General features: G+C 67.5%; 15 protein-coding genes. 12 read left to right on the top strand and 3 right to left on the bottom strand.

Annotation, left to right across the window (positions count from 1 at the left end; translation table 11 throughout):
- The first annotated feature begins 54 nt into the window (after positions 1 to 54).
- The 9 genes from metH (at position 55) to hisG (ending at position 11716) form a co-directional block, all read left to right on the top strand.
- Positions 55 to 3633, top strand: a complete 3579-nt coding sequence (gene metH, locus NV2_RS10270; RefSeq protein ID WP_067871426.1) for a methionine synthase — start codon at positions 55 to 57, stop codon at positions 3631 to 3633.
- Between the two features lie 106 nt (positions 3634 to 3739).
- Positions 3740 to 5368 (top strand): serine/threonine-protein kinase, encoded by a 1629-nt coding sequence (locus NV2_RS10265; RefSeq protein ID WP_067871333.1) that lies wholly within the window; start codon positions 3740 to 3742, stop codon positions 5366 to 5368.
- Positions 5369 to 5384: 16 nt separating this feature from the next.
- Positions 5385 to 6050 carry an HAD family hydrolase gene (locus tag NV2_RS10260; protein WP_067871332.1) on the top strand — a complete coding sequence of 222 codons (666 nt, stop codon included), beginning with the start codon at positions 5385 to 5387 and terminating at the stop codon, positions 6048 to 6050.
- A gap of 188 nt (positions 6051 to 6238) precedes the next feature.
- On the top strand, positions 6239 to 7165 hold the full coding sequence (locus tag NV2_RS10255) for a HalD/BesD family halogenase (protein ID WP_245662533.1): 927 nt from the start codon (positions 6239 to 6241) through the stop codon (positions 7163 to 7165).
- A gap of 28 nt (positions 7166 to 7193) precedes the next feature.
- Positions 7194 to 8039: a class I SAM-dependent methyltransferase gene (locus NV2_RS10250; protein ID WP_067871331.1), complete on the top strand. Its 846-nt coding sequence runs from the start codon at positions 7194 to 7196 to the stop codon at positions 8037 to 8039.
- Positions 8036 to 9850, top strand: coding sequence for a choline/carnitine O-acyltransferase (locus NV2_RS10245; RefSeq protein WP_067871330.1), 1815 nt, complete (start codon positions 8036 to 8038; stop codon positions 9848 to 9850). Before NV2_RS10250 ends, NV2_RS10245 begins: the two co-directional genes overlap by 4 nt.
- Positions 9851 to 9872: 22 nt before the next feature.
- A complete protein-coding gene (locus tag NV2_RS10240; protein WP_067871329.1) occupies positions 9873 to 10466 on the top strand; it encodes a GNAT family N-acetyltransferase in 594 nt (197 codons plus the stop codon).
- Between the two features lie 85 nt (positions 10467 to 10551).
- A complete protein-coding gene (locus NV2_RS10235) occupies positions 10552 to 10815 on the top strand; it encodes a phosphoribosyl-ATP diphosphatase (protein ID WP_067871424.1) in 264 nt (87 codons plus the stop codon).
- 49 nt (positions 10816 to 10864) lie between these two features.
- A complete protein-coding gene (gene hisG, locus NV2_RS10230) occupies positions 10865 to 11716 on the top strand; it encodes an ATP phosphoribosyltransferase (protein WP_067871328.1) in 852 nt (283 codons plus the stop codon).
- A gap of 28 nt (positions 11717 to 11744) precedes the next feature.
- On the opposite strand, the gene NV2_RS10225 is transcribed toward hisG, so the two are convergent.
- Positions 11745 to 12608, bottom strand: coding sequence for a RecB family exonuclease (locus NV2_RS10225; RefSeq protein ID WP_067871327.1), 864 nt, complete (start codon positions 12606 to 12608; stop codon positions 11745 to 11747).
- Positions 12609 to 12690: 82 nt separating this feature from the next.
- Between NV2_RS10225 and NV2_RS10220 the strand changes: the two genes are divergently transcribed.
- On the top strand, positions 12691 to 13524 hold the full coding sequence (locus NV2_RS10220; protein ID WP_067871326.1) for a tRNA (adenine-N1)-methyltransferase: 834 nt from the start codon (positions 12691 to 12693) through the stop codon (positions 13522 to 13524).
- A 117-nt stretch (positions 13525 to 13641) separates the two neighbouring features.
- Here the strand turns inward: NV2_RS10220 and NV2_RS10215 are convergent, their stop codons facing one another.
- The gene (locus tag NV2_RS10215; protein ID WP_067871423.1) at positions 13642 to 14133 is read right to left on the bottom strand and encodes a WKL family lipoprotein; all 492 of its coding nucleotides are present in this window, start codon (positions 14131 to 14133) and stop codon (positions 13642 to 13644) included.
- Between the two features lie 296 nt (positions 14134 to 14429).
- Between NV2_RS10215 and arc the strand changes: the two genes are divergently transcribed.
- On the top strand, positions 14430 to 16190 hold the full coding sequence (arc, locus tag NV2_RS10210; protein WP_067871325.1) for a proteasome ATPase: 1761 nt from the start codon (positions 14430 to 14432) through the stop codon (positions 16188 to 16190).
- 75 nt (positions 16191 to 16265) lie between these two features.
- Here arc and NV2_RS10205 read toward each other — a convergent pair whose 3' ends face one another.
- A complete protein-coding gene (locus tag NV2_RS10205; protein WP_084474310.1) occupies positions 16266 to 16814 on the bottom strand; it encodes a peptidylprolyl isomerase in 549 nt (182 codons plus the stop codon).
- A gap of 309 nt (positions 16815 to 17123) precedes the next feature.
- Here NV2_RS10205 and NV2_RS10200 point away from each other — a divergent pair, with 309 nt between their 5' ends.
- Positions 17124 to 17804, top strand: a complete 681-nt coding sequence (locus NV2_RS10200; protein ID WP_067871324.1) for a TIGR00266 family protein — start codon at positions 17124 to 17126, stop codon at positions 17802 to 17804.
- Positions 17805 to 17917: the final 113 nt, after the last annotated feature.

The following is a 17917-nucleotide window of genomic DNA, read 5'->3' as shown; positions in this document are numbered from 1 at the left end:
CGTACGTGCGGCCTGGACCCCGAGGTGTCGGAGCGTGCAATTACCCTGGAGTACATGTCTGTGTCCTCCCGCGCCGAGTTCGATACCACCCTGCTCGACACGCTCAACCGGCGTGTCGTGATCGGCGACGGTGCGATGGGCACCATGTTGCAGGCAGCCGATCTCACGCTGGACGACTTCCGCGGCCTCGAGGGCTGTAACGAAATCCTCAACGAGACCAGGCCGGACGTGCTGCGCGGTATCCACCGCGCGTACTACGAGGCCGGTGCCGACGCGGTGGAAACCAACACCTTCGGATGCAATCTGCCCAACCTCGCCGACTACGACATCGCCGACCGGATCCGTGATCTGTCCGAGCGGGGCACCCGGCTCGCTCGTGAGGTCGCCGACGAGATGGGGCCGGGTGCCGACGGCACGGCACGCTATGTGCTGGGGTCGATGGGGCCGGGCACCAAGCTGCCGACATTGGGACACGCGCCGTACGTCGCGCTGCGTGACGCCTACACCGAGGCCGCACTGGGAATGCTCGACGGCGGCGCCGATGCCGTTCTGATCGAGACCTGCCAGGACCTGCTGCAGGTGAAGGCCGCGGTGACCGGTAGCCGCCGGGCCATGGAACGCGCCGGGCGCCGCATTCCGATCATCACCCACGTGACCGTGGAGACCACCGGCACCATGCTCGTCGGCAGTGAGATCGGCGCCGCGCTGACCGCGATCGAGCCGCTGGGCGTCGACATGATCGGTCTCAACTGCGCCACCGGCCCCGCCGAGATGAGCGAACATCTGCGCCACCTGTCCCGGCATGCGCAGTTGCCGGTGTCGGTGATGCCGAACGCCGGCCTGCCGGTACTCGGTGCCAACGGTGCCGAATATCCGCTGTCTCCCGGCGAATTGGCGAGTGCGCTGCACGGATTCGTCACCGAGTTCGGGCTGGCACTGGTCGGTGGCTGCTGCGGTACCACCCCGCAGCACATTCGCGAGGTGGCCGACGCGGTGGCGAATGTGGCTCCGGCCGTGCGCACTCCGCAACACGAGCCCAGTGTGGCGTCGATGTACACGGCGGTGCCGTTCGAGCAGGACGCCTCGGTGATGATGATCGGCGAGCGCACCAACGCCAACGGCTCCAAGGCATTCCGCGAGGCGATGCTCGCCGGTGACTGGCAGAAATGCCTCGACATCGCCAAGGATCAGACCCGCGACGGCGCCCATATGCTGGACCTGTGCGTCGACTACGTCGGCCGCGACGGAGCGGTCGACATGGCCGAGCTGTCGGGCCGGCTCGCGACCGCCTCCACCCTGCCGATCATGCTCGACTCCACCGAGCCTCCGGTGCTGCAGGCCGGACTCGAGCATCTGGGCGGTCGCTGTGCGGTGAACTCGGTGAACTACGAGGACGGCGCCGGGCCCGACTCACGCTTCCAGCAGATCATGCGGCTGGTCGCCGAGCACGGTGCCGCCGTCGTCGCGCTCACCATCGACGAACACGGTCAGGCCCGCACCGCGGACAAGAAGGTCGAGATCGCCGAACGGCTGATCGAGGACATCACCGGAAACTGGGGCCTCGCGGAGAGCGACATCATCGTCGACTGCCTGACCTTCACCCTCGGCACCGGCCAGGAGGAGTCGCGGCGCGACGGGCTGGAGACCATCGAGGGCATCCGCGAGCTCAAGCGCCGCCATCCCAGCGTGCAGACCACCCTGGGGCTGTCCAACATCTCCTTCGGTCTCAACCCGGCCGCCCGGCAGGTACTGAACTCGGTCTTCATGCACGAGTGCGTGCAGGCGGGGCTCGATTCCGCGATCGTGCACGCGTCCAAGATTCTGCCGATCAGCCGGATCCCCGAGGACCAGCGCGACACGGCGATGGATCTGATCTACGACCGCCGCCGCGAGGGCTACGACCCGCTGCAGACGCTGATGTCGATGTTCGAGGGCGTGTCCGCGGCCTCGGCGAAGGCCTCGCGGGCCGACGAACTCGCCGCGTTGCCGCTGTTCGAGCGGCTGGAACGGCGCATCGTCGACGGCGACCGCAACGGTCTGGAAGCGGATCTGGATGCGGCGATGCAGGAGGTGCCGCCGCTGCGGATCATCAACGAGACGCTGCTGGCCGGGATGAAGACCGTCGGCGAGCTGTTCGGCTCGGGCCAGATGCAGCTGCCGTTCGTCCTGCAGTCCGCGGAGGTGATGAAGACCGCCGTCGCCCACCTGGAACCGCATATGGAGGCCACCGACGACGCCGGCAAGGGACGGATCGTCCTGGCCACCGTCAAGGGCGATGTGCACGACATCGGTAAGAACCTGGTCGACATCATCTTGTCCAACAACGGCTACGAAGTGGTCAATCTCGGTATCAAACAACCGATTTCGGCGATCCTCGACGCCGCGGCCGACAAGAAGGCCGATGTCATCGGCATGTCGGGCCTGCTGGTGAAATCGACCGTGGTCATGAAGGAGAACCTCGAGGAGATGAACACCCGCGGGGTCGCCGACGAATTCCCCGTCCTGCTGGGCGGCGCGGCACTGACCCGCGGGTACGTCGAGAACGATCTCACCGATGTCTACGCGGGCGATGTGCATTACGCCCGCGATGCCTTCGAGGGACTGCGGCTGATGGACGACATCATGACCCGCAAGCGCGGGGGAGGCCCCGATCCCGACAGCCCGGAGGCGATCGCCGAACGCGCGAAGCTCGCCGAGCGCAAGGCCCGCCACGAACGTTCCAAGCGCATTGCGGCGGAGCGGCGCGCCAAGGAGGTTCCCGTCGTGGTGCCGGAGCGTTCCGATGTCGCCGCCGACCTGCCGGTTCCGGTGCCGCCGTTCTGGGGTACCCGGGTGATCAAGGGGCTCGGTGTGGGCGAGTACTCCGGGCTGCTGGACGAACGGGCGTTGTTCCTCGGGCAGTGGGGGCTGCGCGGGCAGCGTGGTGGCGAGGGGCCGAGCTACGAGGAACTGGTCGAGTCGGACGGCCGCCCGCGGTTGCGGTACTGGCTGGACCGGCTGTCCACCGAGGGGGTTCTGCAGCACGCCGCGGTGGTGTACGGCTACTTTCCGGCCGTGTCCGAGGGGGACGACGTGATCGTGCTCACCGAAGCGGATCCGGCCGCCCCGCAGCGATACCGGTTCAGTTTCCCGCGTCAGCAGCGTGACCGGTTCCTGTGCATCGCGGACTTCATCCGCTCGCGCCGGGAAGCGGAGCGGACCGGGCAGGTCGATGTACTGCCGTTCCAGCTGGTCACTATGGGCCAGCCGATCGCCGATTTCGCCAACGAGCTGTTCGCGGCCGACAACTACCGTGACTACCTCGAGGTACACGGAATCGGTGTCCAGCTGACCGAGGCACTGGCCGAATACTGGCACCGTCGTATCCGTGAGGAACTCGTGGTGGAGGGCCGCTCGCTCGCCGCCGACGATCCGGCCGACATCGCCGACTACTTCAAACTGGGTTACCGCGGCGCGCGGTATGCCTTCGGCTACGGCGCATGCCCCGACCTCGAGGATCGCGCCAAACTGGTGTCGCTGCTCGAGGCCGAGCGCATCGGAGTGTCGCTGTCGGAGGAGCTGCAGCTGCATCCGGAGCAGTCCACCGATGCCTTCGTGCTGTTGCACCCGGAAGCAAAGTACTTCAACGCCTAGGGGTTTCGCGCGATCGCCTAGGCTTTCGGAGATTCTGAAATTTCCGGGTTTCACGCGCAGAGTGGCACAGTGACTCGGCGGGTGAAATGCAGGAGGACATAACAGCATGAGTTCTGATCGGCTGATCTCCGGACGGTACCGGCTGGGCGATCCGATCGGCACCGGTGCGATGGGGGTGGTCTGGCGAGCCAGCGACGTCCGGCTACGCCGCACCGTCGCGGTGAAGCAACTACTGCTGGCGCCCGGTCTGACCAAGGAGCAGGCGTTCGAAGCGAAGATGCGCGCCAAGCGGGAGGGCCGGATTGCGGCCCGGCTGCACCATCAGAATGCGGTGACGATCTTCGATGTGGCCGACGAGGACGGCCAGCCCTGGCTGGTGATGGAATTCGTCGATGCCCCGAGTCTGGCGGCGCTGATGCGGGACAAGGGGCCGTTGGAGCCGCGGGAGGTCGCCCGGATCGGTGCGAAGGTCGCCGCTGCGCTGGCCGCCGCCCACGACGCGGGGATCGTGCATCGCGACGTGAAGCCGGCCAACATCCTCGTGGCCGACAACGGCACCGTGAAGATCACCGATTTCGGGATTTCCCGGGCGGTCGGCGATGTCACCGTCACCTCCACCGGATTCCTGGCCGGCACCCCGGCCTATCTGTCGCCGGAGATCGCCCGTGGGGAAGATCCGGAACCGTCCTCGGACGTGTTCGCCCTGGGGTCCACGCTGTACGCGGCGGTCGAGGGCGCACCACCGTTCGGCGAGGGTGACAACCCGCTGGCCGTGCTGCATGCGGTCGTCGGCGCCAAGGTGCCCGAACCGACGCGCGCCGGTCCGCTGGGGCCGGTCCTGATGAGTCTGCTCGCGCCCGAGGGGGCGGACCGGCCGACGATGCAGCAGGCGCAGCAGGCGCTCGAGGCCGTTGCCGAGGGCCGGACCTCCGACCTGGCTCCGGCGCCGACCAAGGTGCTCGAACATCCGGCCGCCGCGGCGACCACGGTGCTGTCGGTGCCCACGGCCGATGCGGCCGCGGCCGGGACTACTGCGCGAACGCCCGTACCACCTCCGGAAACGCCGAGATCCCCGCGCACCGCGAATCGTCGACTGTGGCCGATCGGCGCGGCTGCCGTGGTGATCGTGCTGGGAGTGATCATCGGCCTGATCGCCACGTCGGGCTCCGACGGCGGCACCGAGCGGACCGCGAGCGGGCCGGGTACCGCAGCCTCCGCCGAACCCGACGCCCCGGAATCCGGGCCGTCGCCGGCCACGGTGACCCCGGAGGCGCCGGGCGGTTCCTCGGTCACCGGCGACGGCGGCAGCGTGGATCTGGGCAGTCCCCGGCCGAGCGCTCGCCCCGCGCCCACCGGCACATCCGGGGTCCCGCGGCCCGGTGCCACGTCAGGGGGAGCGACACCGGCGCCCGGCACCACCTACGGTCCGCCGCGGGCGGCCGAGGCAACGGGCTTCGTCTCCGGCTATTACGGGATGTTGCCGCGTGACACCGGCGGCGCCTGGTCGCAGCTGGCGCCGTCGTATCAGGCGCAGACCGGCGGCTACGACCAGTACTCCGCATTCTGGTCGACAGTGTCCGCGGTACAGATCAGCGGGGTGCGCGAGAGCGGTCCCGGCCGGGTGGTCGCGACGCTGACCTATACCCTGAACGACGGGACCGTCACCTCCGAGAGCCGTTGGTTCACGGTGGATACGGCCGCCGGCCGGATGCTCATCACCGGCTCGGGAACCTGAGGAAAGCGAGCTTCGGATGAGTATGGCGGCGGTGCTGTGGGATATGGACGGCACTCTGCTCGATTCGGAGAAGCTCTGGGATATCGCGGTGCGTGAGCTCGCCGTGGAACTCGGCGGACGGATGACCGACGTGCTGCGGCACGCACTGATCGGCGCCGACGGGCCCAGCGCATTGCGAATCCTGTTCGAGGGCCTGGGGCTGGAGCAGGATCCGGGCGCGATGACCGCGGCGGGACAGTGGCTCGAAGTCCGCGTCGCCGAATTGATGACCGGGCCGGTGCCGTGGCGTCCGGGTGCCGCGGAGGCACTCGCGGTGCTGCGCGCGGCGGGAGTCCCCGCCGCCCTGGTCACCAACACCACACGGTCGCTCACCGAACTGTGCCTGGAAACGCTGGGCCGGGAGACATTCGATGTGTCGGTCTGCGGTGACGAGGTCGATCGCGGCAAACCCGCACCCGACCCGTATCTGCGGGCCGCGGCGCTGCTCGGTGTCGATCCGGGCGATTGTGTGGCGGTGGAGGATTCGCCGACGGGATCGACGGCCGCGCTCGCGGCCGGCTGCCGGGTGCTCGTCGTGCCCTGCGAGATCGAGGTGCCGCACCGGCCCGGGCTGCATCTGCGGGCGTCGCTGGAGGGGTTGACCCTCGAGGATCTGACGGTCGTGCACGCCGGCGCGAGCTGACATCGGTGCCGGTCACACGGGCGATGTGGCCGGATTCCGCCGCTGTCGTTGTGGCGCCGAATACCACTGCCGCACATGGTTACTGAAGAGTTTGTGACCTTTCCCAAGGATATCGGGGAATGGGATGTGCGATCTCCCCCGACAGGTCACAATGATCTTCATGGTGGCTGACAGGGGGTTGTGTCGACGTGGGTGAAACAGGAGCAGAGAGCAGCGAGAACACCGGCAGACGGCAGGCGCCGGACGGCACGGGACAGGCGGCACCGACTCTCGCCGACATCGTGGACACCGCGCGCTACCCCCTCGACGCGCCGGGTGGTGCGCGCTGGGACGAGGTGGTCGGGGCGGCGCGGGCGGAACTCGCCGCCGACGGGTGCACGGTACTGCCGGGGTTCGTGCGGCCCGAGCTGCGCGAGACCCTGTGCGCCGAAGGTGCCGAACTGGCTCCGCACGCCCACTACACGGTCGAGAAGGTCAACGCCTACAACATCCCGCTCGATGCCGAACTACCACCGGACCATCCGGCCACGATCGTGCTCGAGCGTGGAAATGCCTTCGTGGCACGTGATCTCATACCGCCCACCGCGTTGATTCAGGTGCTCTACACGAGTGTGGTGTTCCAGCGCCTGATCGCCGAATGCTTCGGCCTGCCCCGGCTGCACGAATACGCCGACCCGCTGGCGGGGCTGTGCCTGAACGTCGTCGCACCCGGAATGTCGCATCCATGGCATTTCGACACCAACGAGTTCACGGTATCGATGCTCACCCGGGAGCCGGCCGCCGGTGGTGAATTCGAGTACTGCCCGCGCATCCGCACGCCCGAGTCGGAGAACCTGGCGGCGGTGCGGTCGGTACTCACCGGCACCGGTGACTCGTTGGTCCGGCGGCTGCGACTACGCCCCGGTGATCTGCAACTGTTCCAGGGCCGGTTCTCTCTGCATCGGGTATCACCGGTCGAGGGCGCCACCGAACGCCACAGCGCGATCTTCGCCTACAGCGACCGTGCCGGTGTCATCGGCGCGGTCGAGCGTTCCCGGCAACTGTTCGGGCGAGTTCTGCCGGAGCATCTGGCCGCAGCCGGCAATGCCGTGCGCGGTGACCGACTTCTCGACTGAGCACCCGTTCGATTCAGGAGGATCGCCCGTGACGGTTTCCACGCACACCAATGGAAAAGCTTCGTTCGACGACATCTACGACCGCCCGGATCCGAGCGCCTACTGCCGCCGCATGGCCGAATTGGACTACTGCATACCGGAGTTGGCCACGCCGGAATTCATCGAGTTGTTCTCCGAGTACGAAGCCGTGACCGGCACCGCGCCGACCGTACTCGACCTCGGCTGCTCCTATGGGGTGAACGCGGCGTTGCTGCGGTTCGGCACCACCGTCGCCGAGCTGGCCGACCACTACGGCGATGCCGATACCGCCACGTGCATCGCCCGCGACCGCGCCCGTCTCGCCGCCGACGACCGGCTGCCCGACATCCGGTTCATCGGTATGGACGCCTCCGCACCGGCCCTGGACTACGCCGCGGCGACCGGACTGCTGCACGAAACCGTGCACGCCGATCTGGAATCGGGCGAGGCGACGGAGACGCAACGGCGCATCATCGGCTCCGCGGATCTGGTGATCTCCACCGGATGCGTCGGCTACGTCACCGGTCGCACGCTCACCCGCATCGCTCGCGCGCACGGAACCCGACTGCCGTGGATGGCACATTTCGTGCTGCGGATGTACGACTTCGAGCCGATGGCTCGCGAACTCGCCGCGCTGGGGTATCGGACCGAACGCCGCCCCGGCACCTTCCGACAGCGCCGCTTCGCCTCCGAGGCCGAGCAGCAGCAGGTACTGAACACACTCGGCGCCGCCGGAATCGACGCCGCCGGATACGAAGCCGAGGGGTGGTTGCACGCCCAGCTGCACATCTCCCGGCCCGCAGAGACCTTCCCGTCCGAGTCCCCAACCCCTTCGACCACCGAGGATCGCCAGTGACCGACCGTACCTTCGCCTTCGACGATCAGCTGCCGCGCGTGCCCTTGCCGACGCTCGACGACAGCTGCGCACGATTCCTGGAGTGGTCGAAGCCGCTGCTGTCGGAGGATGAATACGCCACCACCGAGCGCGCGGTCGCCGATCTGCTGCGCGCCGACGGACCGGCCCGGATCCTGCACGCCGAGGTGGAGCGTTTCGACCGCACTCCCGGCGTCGGCAGCTGGCTCGACGAATTCTGGCCGTCGCGCTATCTGGGCCGTCGTGACCGGATCGCGGTCAACGCGAACTTCTTCTTCCTGTTCCGCGACGACACCCCGCTGGCCCAGTCGAGTTCCGATCGCCAGATCGACCGCGCCGCCGGCCTGATCACTGCCGCGGTGAACTACAAACTGCTCCTGGACCGGGAGGAGATCGAGCCGGTGGTGCAGCGTGGCGCACACTTCTCGATGGCCCAGAACAAATCTCTGTTCTCCGAGACCAGGATTCCGGGCGACCCGCAGGACAGTGTGCGGGTGCCCTACAGCGAGCAGTGGCCCGGCCCGTCGCAGGAACGCCACATCGTGGTGTTCCACCACGGCGTGATGTTCCGGATGGAGGTCATCGGCGCGGACGGCACTGCCTACGCACCGGAGGATCTCGCGGGCGGGCTGCAGGCGGTGCTCGACGCGGCACCCGAACAGGTGCCGGCGGAGCAGTCACCCGGACATCTGACCACCATGGCGCGCGCCGAATGGGCCGGAGTGCGGGGACGCATGCTGGCAGATCCGGTGAACGCGTCGGCGCTGGACACGATCGAGACGGCGCTGTTCTGTGTCTGTCTCGACGATGTCGCCCCCGCCGATGCCGCGGCCGCCTCCGATACGCTGCTGCACGGTGACAGCGGCAATCGCTGGTTCGACAAGGCGGTGTCGCTGATCGTGTTCGCCGACGGCAGCGCCGGCATCAATGTCGAACACTGCGGTCTGGACGGCACGACCATCCTGTCGTTCGTCGACTTCCTGCTCGAGACGAAGGTGGCCGAACACGCCGCCCGCTCGGGCGCGCGGGTCCAGGGACTGCCGGCCGTGCGCCCGATCGAATTCCGCCTCGATGCCGCGTTGCGCGCCGACATCGGCTCGGCCGCTGCGGCATTCGAGCAGTTCGTGGCCGACAATGCCACGACCACGGTCTCCTTCGACAGCTTCGGTACCACGCGGGCCAAGCAACTCGGTATCTCGCCGGACGCGTTCGCCCAGCTGAGCTATCAGCTCGCACACCAGCGCAGCAAGGGCATGGTCGGCGCAACCTACGAATCGATCGCGACCCGCCAGTACCGCAACGGCCGCACCGAGGCGATGCGGGTGATCACCCCGGAAATGCTGGAATTCGTCGCCACCATGGACGACCGGTCGGCGGCGCCGGCGGCGAAGCTCGCCTCTGCCCGCGCCGCGGCCACCGCGCATGTGGAGCGTGCCAAACAGTGTCAGCGCGGTGCGGCCCCCGAACAGCATCTGTGGGAGCTGCAGTGGGTGCAGCGGCGCCGAGGTGCCGAACTGGGCGCCACCGAGCCGATGCCGTTCTACGACAGTCCCGGCTGGGTGATCACCCGTGACGATTATCTGAGTACCAGTTCGGCGCCGTCGGCGAATATCGAATTCTTCGGATTCGGCTGCACCAGCCCGAAGTGCATCGGCGTGGCCTACGTGCTGCTTCCAGATCGCTGGAACATCTACCTCGCCACCCCGAAAGCGGTTGCGGCGCAGATGGACCGATTCGCCCACGAACTGCGCGGTGCGGTGTCCGAACTGGAGGAGCTGCTGGCCTCGAGCTGAACCGCGGCCTAGTCTCGTCCACATGCTCGACCCGGTGATACCGCAGTTCACCTGGCGTGCCCTGACGCCTGGGGATTTCGGCCTGCTCGCGGGCTGGTTGGCGCAGCCGCATGTGCGGCGGTGGTGGTATCACGAGATCGACGCCGCAGCGATCGAACGCGATTTCGGGCCCACCGCACGGGGCGAGGTGGCCGCGGAAGATCTGCTCGTCAGCGCCGACGGCCGTCCGGTCGGGCTGGTGCAGCGCATTCGCTGGGCGGACTGGCCCGAGTACAGGGCCCAGCTCCGGCCGACGCTCGAGGTCTCCGATGCAGCGATATCGCTGGACTACTTCATCGGTGATCCCGGTCGCGTCGGCCGGGGAGTGGGGTCGGCGATGCTCCGGGCGATCGTTGCAGCCACCTGGGTCGACCATCCGCGCGCCGACAGCATCGTGATCCCGGTCGCCGCCGCCAACCGCGCATCCCGGCGGGCACTGGAGAAGGCGGGCTTACGCCGTGTCGCCGAAGGCGAGTTGCCGCCGGACAACCCGGTCGACGACGGTTGGCACCACATCTATCGCATCGACCGCCCCGGCGGCGGCGTCACGTGGCCGACTCCCGGCTCGAGACCGTGATCGTGCGCACAACCGCCCTGACCACCCGGCTCGCATCGATAACCGATTGCGGGACATGTGCGGTCGTCTGAAAGAATGGGTTCCCGTGAAGACTTTCGAAACCCTGTTCGCCGAGCTGCAGGATCGTGCGGCCAACCGTCCGGAAGGTTCCGCAACCGTGGCGGCATTGGACGCCGGGGTCCATGCACAGGGCAAGAAGGTGATCGAAGAGGCCGGCGAGGTGTGGCTGGCCGCCGAGCACGAGTCCGACGACGAGCTGGCCGAGGAGATCTCCCAGCTCCTGTACTGGCTGCAGGTGCTGATGGTGGGCCGTGGTCTGCAGCTCGAGGACGTGTACCGACATCTGTGACGGCCCGCGCCGTCCTGTCCGTCACCCGTCCCGAAAGGACACCATTCCCATGCTCCGCGTCGCAGTCCCCAACAAGGGCGCCCTGTCCCAGACCGCCGTCGAGATCCTGACCGAGGCCGGCTACCGCAAACGGACCGATTCTCGCGATCTTTCGGTGCTCGACAATGCCAATCAGGTCGAGTTCTTCTTCCTGCGCCCGAAGGACATCGCCATCTACGTCGGTTCCGGAGAACTCGATCTCGGCATCACCGGCCGTGATCTGGCGCTCGACTCCGGAGCCCCGGTACAGGAACGCCTGGCGATGGGCTTCGGCCGCTCCACCTTCCGGTACGCGGCCCCCGCCGGGCGGGACTGGAAGCCGGAGGACCTCGCCGGAAAGCGCATCGCCACCTCGTACCCGAACCTGGTGCGGCGCGACCTGCGTACACGCGGCGTCGAGGCCGAGGTCATCCGGCTCGACGGTGCCGTGGAGATCTCCATCCAGCTCGGCGTCGCCGATGCCATTGCCGATGTGGTCGGATCGGGCCGTACCCTGCGTCAGCACAATTTGGTGCCGTTCGGTGATTCGCTGTGCGATTCGGAGGCGGTGCTCATCGAGGCCGCCACCGCCGAACGTGGCGACAGGGCCCGCAATCAGCTCGTCGCGCGGGTCCAGGGCGTGGTCTTCGCCCAGCAGTACGTGATGCTGGACTACGACTGCCCCAAGGAGCTGCTCGAGCGTGCCGGTGCGGTGACCCCGGGCCTGGAGTCGCCGACGGTCGCACCGCTGACCGACCCGGCCTGGGTGGCGGTACGTGCGCTGGTACCGCGCAGTCAGGTCAACGGTGTGATGGACGAGCTCGCCGAGCTCGGTGCCAAGGCCATCCTCGCCAGCGATATCCGGTCCTGTCGCGCGCTGTGAGCGTGTGCGGGCCCGCCGACGGTGCGCCTCAGGGTACCGGTGCCGGGTCGCCGCCCTGCCCGGGCCAGCCCGGATACGGCGGGGGAGTTCCACCGAAGGCCGGGCACAGCTGCTGATATTCGCAGAATCGGCAGCCGCCGCCGCGCCGGGCCGGGAAGTCGCCGTCGCGGCCGGCGGCGGTGATCGCCTCCCACAGGGCCGACACGATGCGTTCGAAGCGAACCAGCTCGTCGACGTCCGGCGTATAGGTCAGGATCTGACCGTCGCGCAGGTAGAGCAGTCGCAGTTCGGCCGGGACCACGCCCCTGCTCCGGTACACGACGAGGGCGTAGAACTTGAGCTGGAACAGTGCCTGCTGTTCGGCGTCGGGGCCGGGGGTACGGCCGGTCTTGTAGTCGACGACCCGCAACCGGCCGTCCGCCGCGACGTCGATGCGGTCGACATAGCCCCGTAGCGGGGAGCCGTCCGCAAGACGCACCTCCACCAGTGATTCGCAGGACTGCGGATCGAAACCGGTCGGATTCTCGAGCCGGTAGTACCGGTGCACGAGATCGGCGACTTCGGCGAGAAACGGCGCCGGGCCGTCCGTGCCGAGGACCTCCTCGAACTCTGGGCGATCGTGCAGCAACTGTTGCCAGGCCGGTTCCACCAGCGCCGCGGCGCGCTCGGGTTCGCGTTCGCCGCTGGGTAGCCCGTACAGCGATTCCAGTACCGCATGCACCGCTGTTCCGCGGACCGCGTCACGGGTGGGCGTTTCCGGAATCCGGTCGATTGCGCGCAATCGGTATTTCAGCGGACATTGTTTGAAATCCGTTGCCCGCGACGGTGACAACGCCGGCCCGCGGGCAATGGAGGGCAATTCGGACGGGGTCGCCGTCGGTGGTGCGGACATACCTGGCAGGCTATCCGCGGGTACCGACACATTCGGGGCGCTATGCCGCCACCGGAAATGATGCGCAGGAGAACGGAGATTCATGACGGCCAGACGGACCGGCCCATTCGCCACGGGGGACCGGGTGCAGCTGACCGATGCCAAGGGCAGGCAACACACCGTCGTGCTGGAGCCGGGCAAGGAGTTCCACACCCACAAGGGCCCGATCAGCCACGACGAGCTGATCGGTGCCGACGAGGGCACGGTGGTGCAAACCGTCAACGGCACACCGTATCTGGCGCTGCGGCCGCTGCTGGTCGACTATGTGCTGTCGATGCCGCGTGGTGCGGCGGTCATCTACCCGAAAGACGCCGCACAGATCGTGCACGAGGGGGACGTCTTCCCCGGAGCACGGGTGCTCGAGGCCGGAGCCGGCTCGGGCGCCCTGACCTGTTCGCTGCTGCGCGCGGTCGGCCCGCAGGGCACGGTGCGTTCGTTCGAGATTCGTGAGGATCACGCCGAACATGCCGTGCGCAATGTCGAGCGATTCTTCGGCGAACGCCCGGAGAACTGGACCCTGACCATCGCCGACGTCGCCGATTACGACGGCGAACAGGTCGATCGCGTGGTGCTGGACATGCTCAAACCGTGGGATGCGTTGCCCGCCGTCTCGCGCGCGCTCATTCCGGGGGGCGTGCTCATGGTCTATGTGGCTACCGTGACGCAGCTGTCGGAAGTGGTCGAGGCATTGCGGCAGCAACAGTGCTGGACCGAGCCGCGCTCCTGGGAATCTCTGGTACGGCCGTGGCACGTGGTGGGGCTGGCGGTACGCCCTGAGCATCGAATGCAGGGCCATACCGCGTTCCTGGTGAGCGCTCGGCGACTTGCCGACGGTGTGGTGGCCCCGAAGCCGCAGCGCCGCCCGTCCAAGGGCTGAGCGTGCCCGTCCGGGCCTGCCCGTTCCGCACCGGGACGGCCACTGTGCGCGGAGTACACCCCGAAGGCCCCGTCCGAATCGGACGGGGCCTTCGGGGTGTCGGGGTGGGGCCGGCCATCAGGGCTGGCAGGGGGCCTGACCCATGGCCAGGATCTGGCATGCCGACGCATCCGACAGCTGCCATCCCTGCTCGGAGTGCTGCCAGGTCATCGGCATCGGCCCGGCCGGACCGTGCGGGGACTGGATGGTCACCTGACCGGTGGCCTCGTCTCCCTCGGTGGTGATGCCGGCGACGGTGAAGGTCAGGCTGCCGTAGTTGGCCAGCGCCTTCGTCACCGCATCCAGGTTCGCCGCGCGCTTGTCACCGTCGACGATCAGTTTCTGCTTATCGGCCGCCGGGGTGTTCGGATCGGCGATCCCATTGAGCGTGGCCTCCAGTTCCGGCGCGGTGGGCGCGCCGGCCTCGGCGGTATCGCCGCTGGTAGTGGTCTCGGCGGCCGACGCGCTGGTGGCCGCTGCACTGTTGCTCGGCGTGGAGTCTTCGGTGTTGTCGGACCCGCATGCTGTCATAGCCGTAACAGCGAGCGCCGCGAACGCGGTAGCTGTCACGAGGCGGAACCCGCGGCGGCGGGTACCGGAAACAACGGCAGCCGGTGTGACGTTGCCCCCGGTGCGGGTATTGCCACTGTGAGCGGTACAGCGGTGGCGCGTGGGAAGGAGCATCGACTACACCTTTCGGTTCGGTCCGGCGAAATCCCTCGCCGAATCTAGGTTAGGGCAGGCTAACATGGTTGACCGGGCCGGTAGACCGCAGCTGAGATGTGATCACGACGAAACCATGTCGGAAAGCGAGAACGGTTCGCGCCCGGTAGCGTTGATAGACCGGGACTGGGAGGAGCAGCATCATGAGCCCCATCGAGAATTCGGATTCGGCGGCCTGGAGAGAACTCGAGGTGGTACGCGCCGAGGCGGCTGCACTCCGTAGGCAACTCGCCGACTCGCCGGATCGGTCAAGGGAATTGGAAGCTCGTATCGATTCGCTGACGATTCGCAACACCAAACTGATGGACACCCTGAAAGAGGCCCGTCAGCAGTTGGTGGCGTTGCGTGAGGAGGTCGACCGGCTGGGCCAGCCGCCCAGCGGCTACGGCGTGCTGATCGGGGTGTACGACGACCAGACGGTGGATGTGTTCACCTCCGGGCGCAAGATGCGCCTGACCTGCTCGCCGAACATCGATACCGCCGAACTGCACTACGGCCAGACGCTGCGCCTGAACGAGGCACTCACGGTGGTCGAGGCCGGCACCTTCGACCGGACCGGAGAGATCGGAACCCTGCGCGAGGTCCTCGACGACGGGCGTCGCGCCCTGGTCGTCGGCCATGCCGACGAGGAGCGGGTGGTGTGGCTGTCCGGTCCGCTGACGGCCCTGGTCGACGCCGACGACACCGAGGACCCGAATCAGCCGGTGCGCCGTCTGCGCGCGGGTGACTCGCTGCTGGTCGACAGCAAGGCCGGCTTCGCGTTCGAGCGGATTCCCAAGGCCGAGGTCGAGGATCTGGTCCTCGAAGAGGTGCCCGATGTCGGCTACGAGGACATCGGCGGTCTCGGCCGTCAGATCGAGCAGATTCGCGACGCGGTGGAATTGCCGTTCCTGCACAAGGATCTGTTCCACGAGTACGCGTTGCGTCCCCCGAAGGGTGTGCTGCTCTACGGCCCGCCGGGATGCGGTAAGACGCTGATCGCGAAGGCCGTGGCCAATTCGCTGGCCAAGAAGATCGCCGAGGCCCGCGGTGAGGACGCCAAGGAAGCCAAGTCCTTCTTCCTCAATATCAAGGGCCCCGAACTGCTGAACAAGTTCGTCGGTGAGACCGAGCGCCATATCCGGATCATCTTCCAGCGGGCCCGGGAGAAGGCGTCCGAAGGTACCCCGGTGATCGTGTTCTTCGACGAGATGGACTCGATCTTCCGGACCCGTGGTTCCGGCGTTTCCTCGGATGTGGAGACGACCGTGGTGCCGCAGTTGCTGTCGGAGATCGACGGTGTGGAAGGCCTCGAGAACGTGATCGTGATCGGTGCCTCCAACCGTGAGGACATGATCGATCCGGCGATTCTGCGTCCGGGCCGTCTCGATGTAAAGATCAAGATCGAACGGCCGGATGCCGAAGCGGCGCAGGACATCTTCTCCAAGTACCTGACCGACGGGCTGCCGCTGCACGCCGACGACATCGCGGAGTTCTCCGGTGATCGCACCAAGTGCGTGAAGGCGATGATCGAGCGGGTCGTGGACCGGATGTACGCCGAGAGCGAGGACAACCGCTTCCTGGAGGTCACCTACGCCAACGGCGACAAGGAAGTGCTGTACTTCAAGGACTTCAACTCCGGTGCCATGATCCAGAACATCGTGGACCGGTCCAAGAAGTACGCGATCAAGTCCGTACTGGAAACCGGTAATCCCGGACTGCGTATCCAGCACCTGTTCGACTCGATCGTGGACGAGTTCTCCGAGAACGAGGACCTGCCCAACACCACCAATCCCGATGACTGGGCACGGATCTCGGGCAAGAAGGGCGAGCGGATCGTCTACATCCGCACGCTGGTCACCGGTAAGAACGCCTCGGCCAGCCGGGCGATCGATACCGAATCCAATACGGGGCAGTACCTGTGAGCCTCGGGTAGCCCTACACCGAATACACGAAGGCCGCGCCCGCAGTGCGAGCGCGGCCTTCGTCGTATCCGGTTGTCAGCGCCGGGCAGTGGTCACCGAGCCGAGCACAATATCGGTGGCCGGTGCGCCGTCGCCGGATCCGTCCTTGGTACCGCCCGCGGCGATGTTCTGCAACACATCCATGCCGTCGGTGATACGGCCGAACGGGGTGTAGTTGGGCGGCAGTTGGCTGTCGGAGTACACCAGGAAGAACTGGCTGCCGTTGGTGTTCGGCCCGGAATTGGCCATGGCGAGCGTGCCGGCCGGATACGTCGCCCCGGCGAGATTCTCGTCGCCGAACTGGTAACCGGGCCCGCCGGTGCCGGTACCGGTGGGATCGCCGCACTGCAGCACGAAGATGCCCTCGGTGGTGACGCGATGGCACCGCGTGTTGTCGAAGTACTGCTCACCGGCCAGGAATGCGAACGAGTTGACCGTATGCGGTGCGGCCGCGGCGTCGAGTGTTGCGGTGATCGTGCCGCAGTTCGTTTGCAGCGTCGCGGTGTAGCCGGCGTTCGGATCGACGGTCATGGCCGGCTCGGCGGGCCATTGTTTGCCGTTGGGTACGCCGTCGCCCGGTGTCATACAACCCGGTGTCTGCGTGTGTACCGGGACGGGAGCCGCCGCGGCCGGCCCTGCGGTCAGTAGTGCGATCGCCGCTCCGGCCGCCGCCACCCCGCAGCGCACCGCCGTTCTGCGCGATCGGCGGGAGGGACGGTCCGGGCGGGGCTGCGAGAATTGCGAAGCGATGTGCACCTGGGCGGGCCTTTCGACGAATACGTATCCGGTTGCTGCGTCGGTCGCTCGGCATCATCGCATGCCGTGCCCGTGAGCGGGGGGTGATACCGCACAGCGCAGCCCCCGGCCGGCGGCGCGCTGCTAACCTCGGCCGATATGAAGGTGCAGTTGCGGCACAACCCGTCGTCGACGGTGGCGCGGTGTTTTCTCGACGGTGGGGAGCCGCTGCGCGCGGAGACCGGCGCGATGGTGGCTCATTCCGCAGGCGTGGGCCTGTCCGCGAAGGCGGAAGGGGGATTCCTTGCGGGACTGAAACGTTCGGTCCTGGCGGGGGAGTCGTTCTTCGTCTCCACGTTCACCGCGCCACCGGAAGGCGGATGGGTGGATGTCGCCCCCGCGCTGCCGGGCGACATGCTGGCGTTGCCGATCGCCGCGGACCGGCCGTATTTCATCAGTCGGGGCGGCTGGATCGCGAATTCTCATGGTGTACAGGTCGAGGCGAAGTGGGGTGGCTTCGCCAACATGTTCGGTGGGGAGGGTGGCTTCGGTCTGCGTGCCCAGGGGCAGGGCGAGGTCGTCGTCGGAGTCTTCGGCGCCCTGGATGTGATCGATCTGCGTCCGGGTGAAGTGGTGACCATCGACAGTGGTCACGTGGTGGCCTACGACCTGGCGATGAAATTCGGGATCCGCCGGGCCGTATCGGGACGTTCGTTGCAGTCGTTCACGTCCGGGGAGGGGCTGGTCTTCGACTTCTCCGGACCGGGACGAGTGCTGCTGCAGACCCGCAACCCGGGCGCCTTTGCCGCCTGGGCGGGCGCGGTGACCTCCTCCGGGTAGGCCGGGGAATCCGCCGCGATCGGCGGCTGCGTACCCACGCCGTGGCGTGCTCGACAACGTCTGCGAGCGCTCACCGTCGCCACCGGATCCCACGCGATGCGGCACTGTGGGCG

The sequence above is a fragment of the Nocardia vermiculata NBRC 100427 genome (genome assembly GCF_001613265.1).
GTDB lineage: Bacteria > Actinomycetota > Actinomycetes > Mycobacteriales > Mycobacteriaceae > Nocardia > Nocardia vermiculata.
Note: the sequence above shows the minus strand (reverse complement) of the source record. Positions and strands in the feature narration are given on the sequence as shown.